Origin of the sequence: Neiella marina, assembly GCF_002165625.1 — a bacterium.
GTDB lineage: Bacteria > Pseudomonadota > Gammaproteobacteria > Enterobacterales > Neiellaceae > Neiella > Neiella marina.
In genome coordinates, this window is the sequence record NZ_NGNS01000025.1 from 54,400 (window position 1) to 72,298 (window position 17,899).

The window sequence follows — 17,899 nt, forward strand, 5'->3', positions numbered from 1 at the left end:
GATGATGAGAGAGCCCATTGTAGGGCATCTCGCAGTCATTTAGCAGTAGCTGGTTAAGCGTGATGGACGACAATCAATTGCACCGACTCAAGCCGAACCTGGGCTTGCTCAAGTGCCTGTTGGGCGAGTATTGATTGCCCTTGCAGGTGGTCAATTTCATCGTCCCGCACGTTGGGGTTCACTGCCTTCAAAGCGGATAAGCGATCCAATTCGGCACGGAAATAGTCATCTGCCAATTGGTTGGCTTGTGCGGTTGCTTGTTCGGCTCGTTGCTGGGCTAACGATTCTGCGGTACGCAGTAACGGTGGTAATTGTTGGCGTAGCGCTGCCACTAACTTAGTTGCGGTATGTTTGCCGATTGGGCTGAGCTGCGGCGAGAGTTGGTCGAAATCGACTTTATCAGACAAGTCGTTGGCGCGCTTATCCAGCAACAGCCGGATCGGCTCCGCCGGTAAAAATCGTGCTAATTGTAGGTGCCCAGGAGCCGGGGCGTGCAGAGTAAATACCACTTGCAACATGTAGCTGCCTTCGGGAAGCGCCTTGTTTTTGAGTACAGCAACGTTGGTCGAGCCGGTTGTGGTGCCCAGAATGGCATCAACCGCGCCAGCCACCATAGGGTGATCCCAGCTGAGGAATTGCACATCCTCGCGGCTTAATGCAGTGCTGCGATCGAAAGTGACCGTGGCCCCCTCTTCGGTGAGTGTTGGCAAGTCGCCGCCTAACATGCCTTCACTTGGCATCAGGGCAATACATTGCTCACCTTTTTCATCTTGGTTGACGCCATAGACATCCCACAACCGCAACATAAATTGGGTCAGCGCAATGTCATCGTCTTGCTCTGCAATGGCATTAACCAGCTGCTCAGCGCTGCCTTGACCACGAGAGCTGATCTCTAGCAGTCGATCGCGACCGGATTCCAGCATGGCAATCAGCTCGTCACGCCGTTGGCGGGTGTGGTTGAGCAATTGTTGCCAATGTTCCGCGTCCGTTTGCAGGCGCAGACCGTCAAGCAGCGGTTGCTCAAATTCATCGTACAGTTGTTTACCAATACTCAAGGTTGACTCAATGGCGTTGAGACCTTGATGCAGCCACTGTAACAACCGTAATTGCGCTGTTTCAGCGAACACTGGCAGGTGAATTTGAATGTCGTGCTGCTGGCCAATTCGATCTAAACGACCGATACGCTGTTCCAGTAGGTCTGGATTCAACGGCAAATCAAACAGGACCAGGTGATGAGCAAACTGGAAGTTGCGACCCTCTGAGCCAATTTCCGAACACAATAGTATTTGCGCGCCCTGCTCATCATCGGCAAAGTGCGCGGCAGCACGGTCGCGCTCAACAATGCTCATGTCTTCATGGAACACCGCAACCTGCATACCTGTTTTGTTGCGAAGCGCTTCGGCTAACTGCAGTACGGTGCGTTTGAGCGAGCAAATAAGCAGTACTTTGGCTGGTTTAACTTCGGCCAAGGTGTCAATCAACCAGTCAAGGCGCGGATCAATGTTTAACCACGCATCGCTATCGCCCTCTAACTCACAGTAACTTTGCTCTGGCGATAATGCTTGGACCAGCTGCTCTTGAGGGTCAGACTTGCGGTTCAGTTTTAATGCTGTTTGATAGGCACTCGGTAAAGCCAACTCTGATATGTTTAGACAGCGTTTTGGAAAGCCTTGGATGGCTGCTCGGGTATTTCGGAACAGCACCCGACTGGTGCCATGGCGATCGAGCAATTGCTGCAACAGCTCAGTTCGCGCTTGGTCCCTAAGATCATCAGCCAGACTAGTATCTTGAACACATTTTAGCTGCGGCTCGATGTCATTTTCACTGATTAACTCATTGAGCAGTCGCAGTTGGTCATCGCTCAGTAGCTCTTTGTCCAATAGCGCATTGGCGGCATCCGCAACTTGCTGGTAGCTTTGCTCTTCGTTAACGAATGATTGGTAATCGTGAAAGCGATTCGGATCGAGCAGTCGTAGACGGGCAAAATGCCCTTCATGGCCTAGCTGATCTGGAGTCGCTGTCAGTAACAACAAGCCCGGAGTTTCATCAGCTAATTCTGCTACCTGTTGGTAGGATCGGCTTGGTTTTCCGTTGTCCCAGCTGAGGTGATGGGCCTCATCAACGATCAGTAAATCCCAACCCGCTTCAACCGCAGCTTCGTGGTACTTTTTATTGTTCAGTAGGCTTTGAGCACAAAGCACCACTTGTTCAGTTTCAAATGGGTTTAGACCATCAAGCATAGCCTCGGCAACCCGCTCTTTGTCGAACAGTGCTGCGGTTATGTTGAAGCGGCGAAGCAGCTCGACCAACCATTGATGCAACAGAGGCTCTGGCACTAAGATTAACACCCGCTGGGCACGTTCGGTCAGCAGTTGTTGATGCAAGATCAAACCAGCTTCAATGGTTTTGCCCAAGCCCACTTCATCGGCTAGCAATAGTCGAGGAGCATAGCGCTGACCCGCTTCTTTGGCGATGTGTAGCTGATGCGGAATAAGGCCAATTCGAGCGCCATTTAAGCCTCGTAGTTCTGAGCTCTGTAGGCGAGCCCGTTGCTGTAGGCACTGATAACGTAGATTAAAATGTTCAAGGCGATCGACTTGTCCGGCAAACAAGCGATCTTGAGGCTTGTTGACGATGATCGCAGGGTGAATTTCGGTTTCCAACAGGCCGGTTTCTTCGCCAGTTTCAGCATGGGTGCCAAAGTAAACCAGCACGCCATTCTTTTCTTCAATGCTAGTCACCTGCATTTGCCAATCGTCCAAGTGACGGATCTTTTCCCCTTCAGCAAACGTCAAGCGCGTGATCGGCGCGTCGTTTTTACTGTAAACGCGGCGGTCGCCGGTCGCCGGAAAAGACAGGGTTACGGTACGAGCATCAAAGTCGCTAAGCAGCCCAATCCCGAGCTCTGATTCATTGTCACTAAGCCAGCGTTGGCCAATAGCATGGGGCATAAAGTTAGCCTGTAGGGAATTTCGAAAGGCGCGCATAGTAATGGATTTCGCGCTGACAATCACCCGAAAAATGTGGCAAAAATTCGCTGACTATTGACGAGAGTCAGGTCACTAATTTTGCGAGGGTCTGTTGAGCTTGGCCGTATGTTTTTGTCGTAACGAGTCCAAGTTCAACAGACCCTCATAAATTGCTTTCATTCTTGGATAACAGAGTTTAGTCTAGAACTCAGCACGTAACCTCTGCATTGTCCTCATATCAGTCACGTTACGGCTTATGGGCTGTTGAACTGAGCAAACAGCGCAGCGCAACAGTCTCTGTGACCATCCAATTGGCCAACAGTGGGAGTTGCCTATGGGTCAGGAAGACAAGAAAGTCTACATTCTCGATACCAACGTATTACTGCACGAACCCCTCGCTATCTATTCTTTCCAAGAACACGATGTCATCATTCCGATGACGGTTTTAGAAGAACTTGACCATATTAAAGACCGTCGCAAGGACGTCAGTCGCGATGCTCGCATTGCCATTCGAGCCATTGATGATGCCCTACGAGACGCTACCCCAGAGGAAATTGCTGAAGGGGTTCGATTGGAAAAGCCAGGTGATGAAAGTCTCTCTGGTCACCTGTCGATATACCCTGACCATGCGCTACCCGAAAAAAGCGGCTTCTTGCCAGCCGTAGAGAATGACAACCGTATTATCAACACTGCCCTATATCTGCAAAACGAGAAAGATCCATTGATGGTGGTGTTGGTCACCAAGGACATCAACATGCGCTTGAAGGCCAAAGGTGCCGGCATGCAGCATGTGGAAGATTACCGCACCGACCAGTTGATTTCCGATGTCAGCTTGATGTCAAAAGGTTTCCGCCAGTTGGACCATGAGTTTTGGGCTGAAGTAGGTGAGTGCGAAAGCTTCCAAGAAGGGCGAGATACCTTTCATGTGATTGATGAAGCAATTTTGCCTGATGCTTTTCCCAACGAATACATCATCGACACTGGTGAACAATTCGCAGCCCGGGTAGTGACTAAAGGTGATGGCAAAGTCACCTTGCACGACTTGGGGCGAGAGCGAATTCTTGGGCGTCAGGCGTGGGGCGTTCAGCCGAAGAACGTATATCAAGCGATGGCGCTCGATGCGTTACTCGACCCAAGCTTGGATTTGGTGGTGCTAACTGGCCCCGCTGGCTGTGGTAAAACCTTATTGGCACTGGCAGCGGCACTAGAATTGGTGGTTGAAAAAGGCATTTATTCGAAGGTGATTGTCACTCGAAATACGCCTGAAATTGCTGAATCAATTGGTTTCTTACCAGGTACCGAAGAAGAAAAAATGGCGCCTTGGCTGGCTGCGGTGACTGACACTCTGGAAGTGCTGCATCGTCATGATGAATCGCCGGATGGCTCGATGGAATACATCATGGATAAAGCCAATATTCAGTTTAAATCGGTCAACTTTATGCGTGGTCGCAGCATTCAAAATGCATTGGTGTTGTTGGATGAGTGTCAGAACTTAACGGCCTCGCAGCTCAAGACCATCATTACCCGCTGTGGCGAAGGGACCAAGATTGTCTGCTCGGGGAACTTAGCGCAGATTGATAGCAACTACTTAACACCGGTGACGTCCGGTTTGACTTATATTGCTGAACGCTTCAAAAACTTTGAAGGTTCTGCTCACGTCTACCTCAATGGCGTGGTTCGTAGCCGGTTAGCTTCATTTGCCGAAGAGCAACTGTAACTCAATGAAGTGACTCATCTGGGCCTGTTCTGTTATGGAACAGGTACCAGGCGAAAGGCCTTGGCTTTGATTTCACGCTCTGATTGCGGGCTGGCTTTACCGACCGGAAAAATGCCCGGCCCCGCAACTTCCATCGGCAACCAGCGATTGCCGTCAGCAGTAAACCAGTCTCCTTGGACATCATAGTTAAACTGCGCCGCCAATAGCGCGTGCTCCTTGAGGTAAACCAAGGCAATTTTGCGCCGTGGGTAAACCCCGCGGATCAGAGCAATAGCTAGTGCTGCTTTCGAGTCGCAATCGCCTTTGTTTTCATTGATCACCGATGGTGGTGGCAGGTAACCGCCAGATAAACGCTCCAAGTCATCATAGGGAATTGCTTGGACAAAATTGATGATGCGCTCGAGCGCTATGTGGGGTGGCAACTGATTTACTTGTTTATAAAAAGCAGTAATCAAAGGCGCTAATGGCTGCAAACTGGCGCGGGCATAAAACAAGTGATCAGGAATGACGCCATGCTGGCCATAGCCATCTTGCAGCTTTGCCAAATGGCGATCTTCAAGGTATTGCGCTTCAGCACCGGCGATCACTTGATTAAGTTGTGCTCTGGCAGCAGCGACATCGTCGTTATCGCGTCCGGTTAATCGAACTGCATAGCTGTACCCTGAATTGCTTAGGCGCATATTCACTCCGGCCGGTAAATCGGCTTCGGCTCGACGAATCGCTTGCTCGAGATAGGCGGATAAATGTCGCGGTTTGAATTGATAGTGAACACGGCTGGAGTTCATCATTTGTTCGGTGTCGAGCGACGCTTTGACGTACTGTTGATTGCCCCGAGCATCTTTCCACACATAGCTGTAGAGGGTCTGGTCGCCTTGTGGGATTTTATTGAATTCGACTTGCGGTGGTTCTTTGGGGGCGGCTTGGCACTGGTAGCTTATGACGCCAACTAGCAGGATGAGAGACATAATCAGTCGAAGGTTTTTCTGATGTACTGACATGAGCATTCCTCCGACTTGTTGGGTTCTAAGCAGGTTAAGTCATTATCGGCAAACTATTCAGAATATTTATTAAAAAGCCGAAGTAGGGCGGTTTTTGTGAGCGTTCAATATCGCGTCATTCAACGAAGGAAGCCGTTAGCTCTAACTCAGACACGCCGTAAAATCATCCATGATGGCTCTACCGCAGCATCCCTGCTGCGGAAGGTCTTCGCCAGAGCTAACCACTTCCTTCTCTAGATAGTGCGCTGAAGAGGCCATAACCTTCGTTGTGAGGGGCCAGCGATTGCCATAAAAAAACCGGGCCGCGCCCGGTTTCTTAACTCAGTGCTTGAAGCGGACTAACGGCGCCAAGCTGGGATCTTAGTTTCGTATTCGCTGATGGCATCTTCAAATTGCAAGGTCCAGCCAATGCTGTCCAAGCCTTTGAGTAAGCACTCACGGTGGAAGTCGTTGAGATCAAAATCGTAAGTGCTGCCATCTGGCGCGGTGACGACCTTGGCTTCCAAATCGACCGTCATTTGTGCGCCCGGCTCTGCCAGCAGTTGCTTCATGATGACGTCAATGACTTCGTCACTCAGCTTCACTGGCAGCATGCCGTTGTTGATGGCGTTGCCATAGAAAATGTCGGCAAAGCTCGGCGCCAGAATCACGGTATAACCCATTTCCTTTAGCGCCCAAGGCGCGTGTTCGCGCGATGAGCCGCAGCCAAAGTTTTCCCGGGTGACCAGAATATTGGCGCTGGCATAGGTTGGCTGATTAAGAATGAACTCAGGATTTGGTTGAGTGCCTGCCTCATCCAGATAACGCCAGTCGTGGAAGCAATGCTCACCAAAGCCAGTACGTTCAACCTTGGTCAGAAACTGCTTAGGAATGATCTGATCGGTATCGACGTTGGAGCGATCCAAAGGTGCTGCAACGCTGGTCAATGTTTGAATTCCAGCCATGGTTTAAATCTCCCTTACGTCTGCGAAGTGGCCTGCAATCGCCGCTGCCGCTGCCATTGATGGACTGACCAAGTGGGTACGACCGCCACGACCCTGACGACCTTCAAAGTTGCGGTTTGAGGTGGATGCACAGCGTTGGCCTTCACCTAATTTGTCGTCGTTCATCGCCAAGCACATGGAGCAGCCCGGCAGACGCCATTCAAAGCCAGCATCGGTCAGGATTTTATCCAAACCTTCCTCTTCGGCTTGTTTTTTCACTAAGCCAGAACCTGGAACGACAATGGCTTCAACGCCGTCGGCTACTTTCTTGCCTTTCGCCACTTCGGCAACCGCGCGAATATCTTCGATACGACCATTGGTACAAGAGCCAACGAACACCACATCAACTTTCAGGTCAGATAATTTCTGGCCAGCTTCGATGCCCATGTAGGCGCGTGCTTTAGCACAGGAGTCGGCTTCGACGGCATCGGCAAAATCTTCTGGCGTTGGAATGACATCATTGACGCCAATCACCTGACCTGGGTTGGTACCCCAAGTGACCATAGGAGCGATGTCTTCCGCATTCAGTTCAACCACGGCGTCGAACTGTGCATCGTCATCCGACTTCAGGGTTGACCAGTACTCAACGGCTTCATCCCATGCTTCACCTTTGGGCGCGTATGGACGACCTTGGATGTAATCAATGGTGGTTTGGTCTGGCGCGATCATGCCCACTTTGGCACCGATTTCGATGCTCATGTTACACAGCGTCATGCGGCCTTCCATGGTTAGCGCTTCAATCGCTGAACCACAGAACTCGATGGCATAACCGGTACCGCCAGCTGAGCCTGTCACACCGGCAATCGCCAGAATGACATCTTTCGCGCTCAAGCGCGGGTCAAGAGTGCCGTTGACCTGTACCTTCATGGTTTTGAAGCGAGGTTGCTTCAAAGTCTGAGTGGCCATTACGTGCTCAACTTCAGAGGTACCAATACCAAATGAAATGGCACCAAAGGCCCCGTGGGTGGCAGTGTGAGAGTCACCACAAACAATAGTAGTGCCCGGCAGGGTCAAGCCTTGCTCTGGGCCCATGACATGAACGATGCCTTGGTTGATATGACCAATGCCATACAGCTCAACGCCAAATTCTTCACAATTAGCGCGGAGGGTCAGCATCTGGGTTTCAGATTGCGGGCCACATGCATCAATCGCCAGCGAACGGGTTGATACGTTGTGGTCCATGGTCGCCACGGTTTTGCTTGGCTGACGCAGTTTACGGCCAGCTGCGCGCAGGCCAGAAAAGGCCTGTGGTGAGGTCACTTCGTGCGCCAATTGGCGATCGATATAAATGAGCGGGGTTTCGCCTGCGACTTCACGCACCACGTGGGCGTTGAAGACTTTCTCGTATAAGGTCTGGCCCATGAATTAAGACTCCTGAACTAATTTGGCGATGTAATCGCCCATCTCGGCTGTGGATTTGGCGTCTGCTTTTTTCTCTGCTGGTAGCAGTTCGCCGGTCAGGTAGCCATCGGCAAGCGCTTTGCTCACCGCCGCTTCAATGGCGTCGGCTGCGGCATCTTGGTTCAAGCTAAAGCGCAACATCAATGCTGCGGATAAGATTTGTGCCACCGGGTTGGCAATGCCTTGGCCGGCAATATCTGGGGCAGAACCGCCTGCAGGCTCGTACATGCCAAAGCCGTCTTCATTCAAGCTAGCCGATGGCAACAAGCCCATAGAGCCGGTGATCATGGCACATTCATCCGACAGAATATCGCCCATCAGGTTTGAGCAAAGCAGCACGTCAAATTGGCTTGGATCTTTCACCAACTGCATGGTGGCGTTATCGATGTAGATGTGTTCCAGCTCAACGTCTGGATAGTCTTTAGCAACATCAATCACCACTTCGCGCCACAAGATGCTGGTGGCCAACACGTTGGCTTTGTCGACAGAGGTGACTTTTTTGCTACGCTTTTGTGCCGCTTGGAAGGCGATATGAGCAATCCGTTTAATCTCGCGGCGCGAGTAGCGCATGGTGTCGAAGCCATACTCCTCGTCACCTTCGCCTTCGCGGCCTTTTGGCTTACCGAAGTAGATACCGCCAGTCAGTTCGCGTACCACCAGAATATCGAAACCACGCTCAGAAATATCTGCACGCAATGGCGACAGTGGCTCCAAACCTGTGTGGATTTTGCCTGGACGGAAGTTACAGAACAGATCAAAGTGACCACGCAAAGGCAGCAGTGAACCGCGCTCTGGTTGCAGGTCGGGTGGCAGGCCTTCCCATTTCGGCCCGCCGACTGAGCCAAACAAAATGGCATCAGACTTCTGGCAAGCCGCCATGGTTGAGTCTGGCAATGGCACACCATGATTATCGATAGCTGCGCCACCGACATCGTGGGCATCGTAATTCAAAGTAAAGCCGAACTTTTGTTGCGCGACATCCAGCACCTTCAGTGCTTCTGCCATGACTTCCGGTCCGATTCCATCGCCCGCGAGGACGGCAATGTTGTACTGGCTCATACGGTTTCTTTCTCTTCCTTTAACTTCAATTTTTGCTCGGCGACAGCATCTGCGCGCTGCACATGATTCATGACATGGATTAATGCTAGTGCTGACGACTCAACGATGTCCGTTGCAAGGCCCATGCCGTGGAAACGGCGGCCGTTGTATATGGCGACGATGTCAACTTGGCCCAAAGCGTCTTTGCCTTTGCCTTTTGAGCTGATGTGGTAATCGACAACTTCGATATCCAAGTTGGTGATACGATTAATGGCTTGATAAACCGCGTCAACCGGACCGTTACCAGTGGCTGCCTCAATGCGCATTTCGCCGCCACAGTTTAACTTGACGCTGGCGGTGGACATGACAGAAGAGCCTGACTGCACGCTCAAATAATCCATTTGGTAGAATTCGTCTTCTTCATGCATTTTGTTGAAGAACAACAAGGCTTCTAAGTCGTAGTCGAATACTTGGCCTTTCTTATCGGCCAATTCCAAGAAGCTGGCATAAAGCTCATCCAAGTTGTAATCGGCTTCGTTGTAGCCCATGGTCTCCATGCGATGTTTAATCACGTGGCGGCCAGAGCGAGATGTCAGGTTCAGCACATTTTGGCTTAAACCAATGCTCTCTGGGGTAATGATCTCATAAGTGTTTTTCGACTTCAGGACACCATCTTGGTGAATACCCGATGAATGTGAGAAAGCGTTAGAACCAACAATGGCCTTGTTTGGTTGAACTGGCATGTTGCACAAAGTGCTGACCAATTGGCTGGTGCGGGCAATCTCTTTGTGGTTGATATTAGTGCGAACGCCCAACAAATCTTGGCGGGTGTTGATGATCATTGCCACTTCTTCCAATGAACAGTTACCGGCGCGTTCACCAATACCATTGACCGTACATTCAATCTGGCGGGCACCCATTTGCACGGCGCTGATCGAGTTGGCCACAGACAAACCTAAATCATCGTGACAGTGCACCGAGATAACCGCTTTGTCGATGTTTGGCACTCGATTGAACAAGGTTTGGATGATGCCACCAAATTGACTTGGAATAGTGTAACCAACGGTATCTGGAATATTGATGGTGGTCGCGCCAGCGGTAATTGCTGCTTCGACCATACGACATAAGTTGTCAATTGGTGTGCGACCGGCATCTTCACACGAGAACTCAACGTTGTCGGTGTAGTTGCGTGCGCGCTTCACCGCATTGACGCCCATCGCCAAGACATCATCAAAGCTACGGCGCAGCTTGCTTTGAACGTGAATGTCGGAGGTCGAAATAAAGGTATGAATGCGGAAGTTATCTGAGACTTTTAAGGCTTCGCCAGCGGCGTCAATATCTTTATCGACGGCACGGGCCAAACCACAAACCGTCGAGTTCTTGATATTGCGCGCGATAGTTTGTACCGATTCAAAATCACCTGGTGATGAAACCGGGAAACCGACTTCCATCACGTCTACGCCCAGTCGTTCGAGAGCCAGCGCAATCTGTAATTTTTCTTTTACTGTCAGACTCGCAGACAATGCCTGCTCGCCATCGCGCAAGGTGGTATCGAAGATGATGACCTGGTCATTCATGACGTGATCTCCCAATTAATGACGCTTTATCTTGTTGTTTCGCGTCGTGACAAAAAATGTAGAGCCAGAAACGAAAAAACCCGCGCTTGATGCGCGGGTTTTAAGTGTTTTGTTAGAGGTTTACTCTGACACGACCTACCCGCGCTTCTCGGTTAAGAGAGCTAGAAGGAGTAGTAGAGTCAGACGAGAAAATGCCATTCGTTTTCAATCCTCTTGCCGAGCTGACTAAATGTCGCTCGTTTAATGTCGCTACTATGGCCAACCGGCGGGGGAGTGTCAAGTCACATTTCCATTGGTCCGACATTGTTTTTCAAGCGGAGCTTGACAATGAATGCAGTTGCTCATGGTTACAGTGCCGAATACGGCCGTTATACTTTGCTATGTGTTGCTCGGAAAAAGCTGAATAGTAATGGATTTTCCTCTCTATTTGGGACTTGGTTGCGTGGCAGGGTTCCTGGCCGGCTTGTTTGGTATTGGCGGCGGTTTGATCATTGTGCCAGTACTGATGTGGGCATTTAGTCACCAAGGCATAGATATTAGTGTTGCTATGCACATGGCATTGGCAACTTCTCTTGCCACAATTGTGGTGACCAGCCTCAATTCTGCGTATGCCCATCATAAGCAACATCATGTTCACTGGCCGACAGTGAGGGCTTTGGTGTTGTTTTTGATGCTAGGGTCGGTGGTTGGAGTATCTGTTGCCTACCATCTCTCAGGTCAATTTCTGAGCAATGTCTTCGTGGCTTTCTTGGCTCTGATGTCGGTTTATATGTGGTTTAGCAAAGAGCCGAAGCAAGAGAAATTTCGCATTGCCAATTGGCGCTGGAAGTTGGCTTGTAGTGTGATGGGCTTTTTGTCGGCCATTCTCGGCATTGGCGGCGCCTTATTCATGGTGCCGTTTTTAAAGTCTAAACGAATGGCTATTCGCTATGCCATAGGAACTGCAGCGTTTTGTGCCGCGCCGTTAGCATTGACCGGCGCAACAAGCTACATGTTGGCTGGCCACCAAGTCGAGCAACTGCCTGAGGCAACGATTGGCTATGTCCACCTTTGGGCGTTCCTTGGGATCGTGCTGACCAGCTCGGTGTTCAGTCGGATTGGCGCGAAACTGGTAGCGAAACTACCGCCACAAACGATGCGGCGGGCTTTCTCTATCTTTCTTTGGCTTCTAGCTGCAAACCTAATTTGGAAACTCTATGGCTAACTGCACTTATCTAGCTATCGATTTTGGCTGCATCCGGCGCTTGCCTTTGTTGCAGTATTAATACAGCAAACTGTAGAGTTTACGTCGGTAACTGGCTGCTGCGGCATCGCCGGCAGGTTGAGCGGCTAGCAGATCCATAAAGCTTTTTTTCATTGCGCCATCGAGCGCGTTGAGATCTTTTTTCAATACCTCAAAGAGTAGCGCTAGACCTTCTTCCGCCCGTCCTACTTCATTCAGTTGAGCGGCCAGTTGAAGTTTTAGTTCCAAATTGTCTGGTTGCTGCTCGGCTTGTTCGAACAAGGTACGGATTTCCGGCGAGTCAGCGGCTTGCTGTTTGATTTCTAAAGCCGAGCACAGTGCTTGATAGTCACTATTTTGGTCTGCTAAGCCAATACTGTTGAGTAAATCAGAGGCTAAATCGAGACGTCCGGCCTGAATACTAGCATCCGCTAGAGCCAGCTTAATTTCGGCAACTTCTGGTGCCAACTCGTGTGCTTTCGCGAGCAGTGGTAAGGCTTCATTGAATTGGCCCATGCCAAGCAGTTGCCGTGCTTGACCCAGTAAGGTTTCGTGTTCCTTGGGCAAATATTTTTCGATCATTTCCCGTAGTGCTGCTTCGGGTTGAGGTCCCACTAAGCCGTCAACACCCTGACCGTCCTTGAAAACCGCAACAGTCGGTAGGGCTTGAACACCAAACTGCATGGCAATTTGTTGCTCCACAGCGCAGTTGATACGAGCCAAGGTAAAGTGCTCAGCATATTCCAAAGCAATTTTGTTAAGGCTCGCGGCGACCTCGATACAAGGTTCATGACCTTCGGCCCAGAATTCGATCACTACGGGCTGTTGTTGTGAGCCTTCTAGAATAACTTGTTGGAAGTTCTGGACGTTAATATCAACAATATTGGCTGCTTGCATGGAAATGGTTCGCTATGTGGCTAATTTATCTCTGCATCTAACATGTGGTTCAATCACCTAGATTTCAAGAACAAAGTCGGAACCATTGCTGCGTGCTAAGCGTTATCGACAGTAAAATTTTCGAGATTGTGGCCTTCTCGATGGCTTTGCTCTCCCTTCGTTGTAAAAATCACGGTAGTATCTTCAAAGAAAGCTTTGACAGGGAATCAACTGCGGCAATGGATGCGCAACAGCATTTGCTCAACAGAAACACGATTGAAAGTCTTAAACTTCAGGTCGGCGCTGATATGCTCCCTGTGGTGATTGCGACCTTTGTTCAGGAAGGTGAGGCAGCGATAGAACAACTTCAGCACATTGACGAACAGCAGTTACAGCGCTTTTGCCACACCCTTAAGAGTAGTGCTGCCGCTATCGGCGCCGATGCATTGGCGCAAGAGGCGTCAAAAATAGACCAACAACTCAAGACGATTTCCCCTGTTTCAATCGACACTGCGCCGTTGCTGCGCTTGTATCGCAATACCCTCATCGTGTTAAAAAGCATATTGAATTAACGGACTATTACTGTAATGCAAAGGAATCGCATGCATATCAAAACCGCACAAAGTGCAATTTCAGAGGCTAACTTGGCTGTTGCTGAAATTGTTGCTTTGTTGGGGGACGCTGCCCCTGACTTTATCGTGGTGGCTGGTTCTCCAGCAAACCATTTCAATGATTGTGCCGCAGCACTTCAGCGTCGTTATCCGGCTGTTACCATTGTTGGTTGTAGCAGTTTTGGCGGCGTTTTGTCCGATAAAGGGCATTGTGTTGCGGAGTCAGGCACTAGCTTTGCTGCTTGGGCTCTGTACGACCAAAACGGTAGTTACGGTGTTGCCCTCCGCTCGTTCGAGCTTGACTCAACGGATACTATCGTCAGACAAGCGCTGGACGATGCACTGCAGTCTGCGAGACGCTCCGGTGAGTTACCTGCGCTGATTTGGATGCATTCAACACCGGGCGTTGAAGAGCGCATTCTGACCGCTTTGGAACAGGAGCTGGGAGGCGCTGTTCCCGTTATTGGTGGTGCTGCAGCTCCCAATTTGGGAGATGATGCTCTGAGTGTGTTTGGTGCTAATCAGAGTTCATCTTCAGGCCTGGCGCTTGCTGTTCTGTTTCCTTCCGGCAGAATCGGTTATTCATTTCATTCAGGCTGTGCCATGGATAAACCTCTAGGTACGGTCACTAAAGCCGATGGCCGTTTGGTCAAAGAAATTGACGGTAGACCTGCCTTGCAAGTTTATCAGCATGCGGTTGGTATCCCTATTCAACAAGCCATCGAACAGCAATGCTGGACTCAAATTCCTATCGGACGAGTGATTGGCGAACATCAGAATATGCCGGTCTTTTCACTCGCTTTGCCTATCCAAGTTGTTGATCAAAGTATCGAGTTTCTGGCTTCGTTTAATCAAGGAGAGCCCATTTATCTGATGCGTGGTACCGAGCAGAGCTTGAGAGGGAGAAGCAAGCGAGTCCTCGCCAGCGCAAAGCAAATGACCCCAGAGGGTCGTTTAGGTGGTCAAGCTGCTGGGGCGTTAGTTGTCTACTGCGCATGTTGTAAGCAGGTGGTTGCCAGCGATCTTGATGAGGTCCATCGCTCGATGGCTGGGGAGCTAGGAGCCGATACTCCATTTATCACGTTATTTACTTATGGCGAACAAGGGCCTCTGCTCGAATCGAAGAATATCCACGGCAATTTGATGATCGCAGCTTTGGTGTTTTACAGCGCGGGAGATTAACTATGTTCTCTGATATCGACAATGAACGATTGCAAGAAAAACTGCTGGATTTGATGCGCAATAATGAGCAAGTGCAGCAGCGAGAAATGGATGCTGCAGTCTTGCTCGATATCATCCAAATTATTGGTTCTTCTCAAACTAGATTAGAAGTTATTGAGAGCTTGATTCAAGGCTTACAAGTTATTGTTGGTCATCAGGAAACGGTAGTTTTAGAGCGTGCAAAACAGAGGGCTCCAGTGTGGGTTCCTAGCTACGCATCGAGTGATTTACTGGCTACTTCTGTGTGGCGAACCGGCGAACTGTTTGAACGAGTGGCCAGCGGTGAAGTCGTTGCATTGTTTCGCCCCTTGCAGGTGGAAGAATTTGCCGAACAAGAAATTGAAGTAAGTCGACTTGCTGGCTCGGCTTTGTTATTTGGCTTGGAGAGTCAAACCGATAGCAGCCTGGTTGTGTTGTTGCATCGACAGGAGAAAGCTTTCAGTCCTCACCAGAGGGAGTCCATTCGCCGTTTAAAGCCAATGGTCGAGCAACGACTTCAGAATTTAGAGTTCGACTTAAAACTCAGAGATGTGGTTGCCAAGCGAACTTCGGAGCTGAAGGAGTCGCAAAAACGTCTTGCCTCTTTTGCCCGGTCATCATCGGATTGGTTTTGGGAGGTCGATGCAGCATTTCGCTTTTCATACACCTCAAAACTGCAAGGTGATGAGCTTCCTGATTTGGCAAAAAACTTGTTTGGCAGAACGATCATGGAAGTTCGTACCGAAACTGAAAGCCAAAAATTAAATAAGTGGTTTGCTGTGACTCGTACGTTCCAAGAGCGGCAACCAATTACTGACTTCGAGTTCGAGTTAGCTCTGCCAAAACGTAGCCCGATATGGGTGCGTATTAACGGTGAAGCATTCTTCTCTGAACAAGGGGTGTTTTTGGGCTATCGCGGCACCGCTCGGAATATTTCTCTCCGCAAGTATCAGGATCGACAACTCAGTCAGCAGATTCAGCAAGTATCCAGCCGCGCGCAACTGATTGATACCGAAACTGCAAAAGCAACAGCGGTTGAGTCGCCAAATAAACCCCATGTGCTGTTGGTTGATGACTGTGAGTCAAGCCAAATGATCACCCAGCTAATGCTGGTTAACTTGGGGTGCCAAACTAGTGTCGTCGAGAGTGGCAGTCAGGCCTTGGCTTGCAAACAGTTGGCTGACATTGATTTGGTTCTGATGGATTTAGAAATGCCCGACATGAGCGGCGAAGAAGTTAGTCGACGTTTACGAGAGCGAGGATTGGAAGTTCCGATCTTAGCGCTTACCGGCTGCAGCTACGGTGATCGCGGGAGTCAAGTTGAACAGGCCGGAATGAATGGCTTTATCGAAAAGCCGGTTCGTTTGAATGTGCTGCAGCAACAATTGGGACAATTCTTAAAAGCTATCCCGCCATCGTGAAAAACATTCCGCTGGTTCCACCCAGTTCTTTCATTGATGAAAGGTTGATCACAAGTGTAAATGACTTGTGACAAGTTTCTTTTAACTTTGCACTCCGAATGCAGTAAAGTCGATATATTGGGCTCATTCCAAGTCTGCAGTAGGGCGCGCCTGTACCTGTAGTCGTTGTTTGAGTGGTTGAAGTCAGGAGCGAGTGAAGTGAACGAGTATCTATCGGCAAACGAATCGCAACAGTCTCTAGTTGTTAACAAAATCCAAGGTGATGTCAGTGTCCAACTGGCAAATGGCGAAGAAATTCCTCTTGTGCCGGGGCAGCCCATTCCTGCTGATGCAGTGCTTCTGATCGCACAAGGAGCGTCGGTAGAAGTTAAGTCTGCAGATGGTCAGATTTCGACGCTTACAGGCCCCGCATTGCAACCCGTTAACGCAATTTTGCCTTCTTCAGCGAGCGGCTCTCTCGCTCAGCAATCCGCAGAAAGTATTGAAGATGGCTCAGACTTGTCCGACTTACTGGCTGAGCAAAGCGACGATTTGGACGATATTGAAGCAATTCAACAAGCGCTTCTTGATGGTGTCGACCCGACTGCAAATCTGCCTGCAGCTGCCGCTGGTGCAAATGCTGGTGGTGGCTTGAATGCGCCGGCGAATGTTGAACGAACCGGTCAAGAGCAAGACGTCAATAGTGGCCTAGATACCTCCGTCGAGCAGACTACGGCCATTCAACCGCTCAGCTTTAACAATGGCTTGATTGTTGAAGATCAAACCAGCAACCCAACTATTTCAATTTCCTCTACCGAGATAATTTACCTCAACCAAGACGGAGTTGGTGGTGATGATAGTGCGACGTTAGCTATCGCCGGCTCGGTAACTGATATAGCTCCCGGCAGCACAATCAGCTTGGTAATCACCGACGGACTCGGCGGTACTGTGGAAGCACAAGCTAGTGTTGCTGATGATGGCTCTTATTTGCTTGAAGTTGGCGATATTGGCTCGCTCGCTGAAGGTGAGCTGACTGCGACCGTTTCCGGTCAAGGCCCAGATGGAACCACAGTAACAGCGGTTACAAACCCCAACTACGATCTATTACCTACCGTCAGCATTGAACCAGTAGCTGGCAATGACACTACTCCGACACTGTCGGGAACAAGCGCTAACATCAATGGTGATCTGACGTTAGACATTAACGGTCAGTCTTTTACTGTGACGCCAAATGCAGATGGCAGTTGGGAATTTACTGTTCCAGCCGATGCCGAGTTAGTTGATGGCTCATACACCGCGACAATTTCAGGCGACGATGCTGAAGGCAACACTGCCACTGCTTCTACTGATTTCGCCTTGATCCCTACTATTGATGCCCCAGTTGTGACCATCACTGAAGATTTCAACGATGATGGAGAGATTGATAGCAGCGAACTGTCAGGTACGGTTGGTGTTAGTGTTGCGTTGCCCGGCAATGCTTTGGCAGGGGATGTTCTGAATGTAACTGACCAGGACCCAATTGTACTGACTCAAGCACAAATTGATGCGGGTATCATTGAGTTCGAATTCCCTGTGCCAGCAGATGGCGAAACCATTAATGTCTCTGCCTCTGTGACGGTAACCGAGCGTTCAGCTAATGATTCGGCCGAGGGTTCTGACTCGGCAGTCATTGGCGATACCACTGCTCCAACCTTGAGCATTACCTTGGCCGAAGGCATAACCGAAGATGATGTGATTAATGCCAGTGAAGCGAATCAAGACATTGCAGTGACCGGTTCCGTTATCGGCGACTTTGTCGAAGGTGACACGGTGACCCTGACTGTCAACGCGCAAACCTACACCGGCACAGTGGATGGTGATGGCAACTTCAGTATCGACGTAGCAGGCGCTGATCTTGCGGCTGACAC

The 17,899-nt window shown here is 50.1% G+C and carries 13 protein-coding genes; 6 read left to right on the forward strand and 7 right to left on the reverse strand.

All coding sequences use genetic code 11. From position 1 onward, the window contains the following. Positions 1–53: 53 nt before the first annotated feature. Positions 54–2,951, reverse strand: coding sequence for an RNA polymerase-associated protein RapA (gene rapA, locus CBE68_RS16110; RefSeq protein WP_087507141.1), 2,898 nt, complete (start codon positions 2,949–2,951; stop codon positions 54–56). Positions 2,952–3,303: 352 nt separating this feature from the next. Here rapA and CBE68_RS16115 point away from each other — a divergent pair, with 352 nt between their 5' ends. After that, the gene (locus CBE68_RS16115) at positions 3,304–4,686 is read left to right on the forward strand and encodes a PhoH family protein (RefSeq protein WP_087507121.1); all 1,383 of its coding nucleotides are present in this window, start codon (positions 3,304–3,306) and stop codon (positions 4,684–4,686) included. A gap of 32 nt (positions 4,687–4,718) precedes the next feature. On the opposite strand, the gene CBE68_RS16120 is transcribed toward CBE68_RS16115, so the two are convergent. From CBE68_RS16120 to leuA, 5 genes are all read right to left on the reverse strand, one after another. After that, a complete protein-coding gene (locus CBE68_RS16120) occupies positions 4,719–5,684 on the reverse strand; it encodes a transglutaminase domain-containing protein (RefSeq protein WP_143824599.1) in 966 nt (321 codons plus the stop codon). A 338-nt stretch (positions 5,685–6,022) separates the two neighbouring features. Next, positions 6,023–6,628, reverse strand: coding sequence for a 3-isopropylmalate dehydratase small subunit (leuD, locus tag CBE68_RS16125; protein WP_087507123.1), 606 nt, complete (start codon positions 6,626–6,628; stop codon positions 6,023–6,025). 3 nt (positions 6,629–6,631) lie between these two features. Continuing rightward, entirely contained in the window at positions 6,632–8,029 is a 1,398-nt protein-coding gene (gene leuC / locus CBE68_RS16130; RefSeq protein WP_087507124.1) for a 3-isopropylmalate dehydratase large subunit, read from the reverse strand. Positions 8,030–8,032: 3 nt separating this feature from the next. After that, the gene (gene leuB, locus CBE68_RS16135) at positions 8,033–9,127 is read right to left on the reverse strand and encodes a 3-isopropylmalate dehydrogenase (protein ID WP_087507125.1); all 1,095 of its coding nucleotides are present in this window, start codon (positions 9,125–9,127) and stop codon (positions 8,033–8,035) included. Beyond that, positions 9,124–10,683, reverse strand: a complete 1,560-nt coding sequence (leuA, locus tag CBE68_RS16140; RefSeq protein ID WP_087507126.1) for a 2-isopropylmalate synthase — start codon at positions 10,681–10,683, stop codon at positions 9,124–9,126. Before leuA ends, leuB begins: the two co-directional genes overlap by 4 nt. A 409-nt stretch (positions 10,684–11,092) precedes the next feature. Between leuA and CBE68_RS16145 the strand changes: the two genes are divergently transcribed. Continuing rightward, a complete protein-coding gene (locus CBE68_RS16145) occupies positions 11,093–11,887 on the forward strand; it encodes a sulfite exporter TauE/SafE family protein (protein ID WP_087507127.1) in 795 nt (264 codons plus the stop codon). Positions 11,888–11,944: 57 nt separating this feature from the next. Here the strand turns inward: CBE68_RS16145 and CBE68_RS16150 are convergent, their stop codons facing one another. Then, the gene (locus CBE68_RS16150; RefSeq protein WP_087507128.1) at positions 11,945–12,802 is read right to left on the reverse strand and encodes a tetratricopeptide repeat protein; all 858 of its coding nucleotides are present in this window, start codon (positions 12,800–12,802) and stop codon (positions 11,945–11,947) included. A 140-nt stretch (positions 12,803–12,942) separates the two neighbouring features. Between CBE68_RS16150 and CBE68_RS16155 the strand changes: the two genes are divergently transcribed. The 4 genes from CBE68_RS16155 to CBE68_RS16170 form a co-directional block, all read left to right on the forward strand. After that, positions 12,943–13,353 (forward strand): Hpt domain-containing protein, encoded by a 411-nt coding sequence (locus CBE68_RS16155; RefSeq protein ID WP_087507129.1) that lies wholly within the window; start codon positions 12,943–12,945, stop codon positions 13,351–13,353. Between the two features lie 30 nt (positions 13,354–13,383). After that, entirely contained in the window at positions 13,384–14,574 is a 1,191-nt protein-coding gene (locus CBE68_RS16160; protein ID WP_158100640.1) for an FIST signal transduction protein, read from the forward strand. 2 nt (positions 14,575–14,576) lie between these two features. Further along, the gene (locus tag CBE68_RS16165; protein WP_087507131.1) at positions 14,577–16,013 is read left to right on the forward strand and encodes a response regulator; all 1,437 of its coding nucleotides are present in this window, start codon (positions 14,577–14,579) and stop codon (positions 16,011–16,013) included. A gap of 198 nt (positions 16,014–16,211) precedes the next feature. After that, a partial coding sequence (locus CBE68_RS16170) for a retention module-containing protein (RefSeq protein ID WP_158100641.1) occupies positions 16,212–17,899 on the forward strand: 1,688 nt, incomplete at its 3' end.

Bases quoted from the DNA above. Each gene is read 5' to 3' on its own strand.
- leuC (WP_087507124.1), bottom strand. From the start codon at position 8,029: ATGGGCCAGACCTTATACGAGAAAGTCTTCAACGCCCACGTGGTGCGT.
- CBE68_RS16115 (WP_087507121.1), top strand. From the start codon at position 3,304: ATGGGTCAGGAAGACAAGAAAGTCTACATTCTCGATACCAACGTATTA.
- CBE68_RS16155 (WP_087507129.1), top strand. From the start codon at position 12,943: ATGGCTTTGCTCTCCCTTCGTTGTAAAAATCACGGTAGTATCTTCAAA.
- CBE68_RS16150 (WP_087507128.1), bottom strand. From the start codon at position 12,802: ATGCAAGCAGCCAATATTGTTGATATTAACGTCCAGAACTTCCAACAA.
- leuB (WP_087507125.1), bottom strand. From the start codon at position 9,127: ATGAGCCAGTACAACATTGCCGTCCTCGCGGGCGATGGAATCGGACCG.
- CBE68_RS16160 (WP_158100640.1), top strand. From the start codon at position 13,384: ATGCATATCAAAACCGCACAAAGTGCAATTTCAGAGGCTAACTTGGCT.
- leuD (WP_087507123.1), bottom strand. From the start codon at position 6,628: ATGGCTGGAATTCAAACATTGACCAGCGTTGCAGCACCTTTGGATCGC.
- CBE68_RS16120 (WP_143824599.1), bottom strand. From the start codon at position 5,684: ATGTCAGTACATCAGAAAAACCTTCGACTGATTATGTCTCTCATCCTG.
- rapA (WP_087507141.1), bottom strand. From the start codon at position 2,951: ATGCCCCATGCTATTGGCCAACGCTGGCTTAGTGACAATGAATCAGAG.
- CBE68_RS16145 (WP_087507127.1), top strand. From the start codon at position 11,093: ATGGATTTTCCTCTCTATTTGGGACTTGGTTGCGTGGCAGGGTTCCTG.
- leuA (WP_087507126.1), bottom strand. From the start codon at position 10,683: ATGAATGACCAGGTCATCATCTTCGATACCACCTTGCGCGATGGCGAG.
- CBE68_RS16165 (WP_087507131.1), top strand. From the start codon at position 14,577: ATGTTCTCTGATATCGACAATGAACGATTGCAAGAAAAACTGCTGGAT.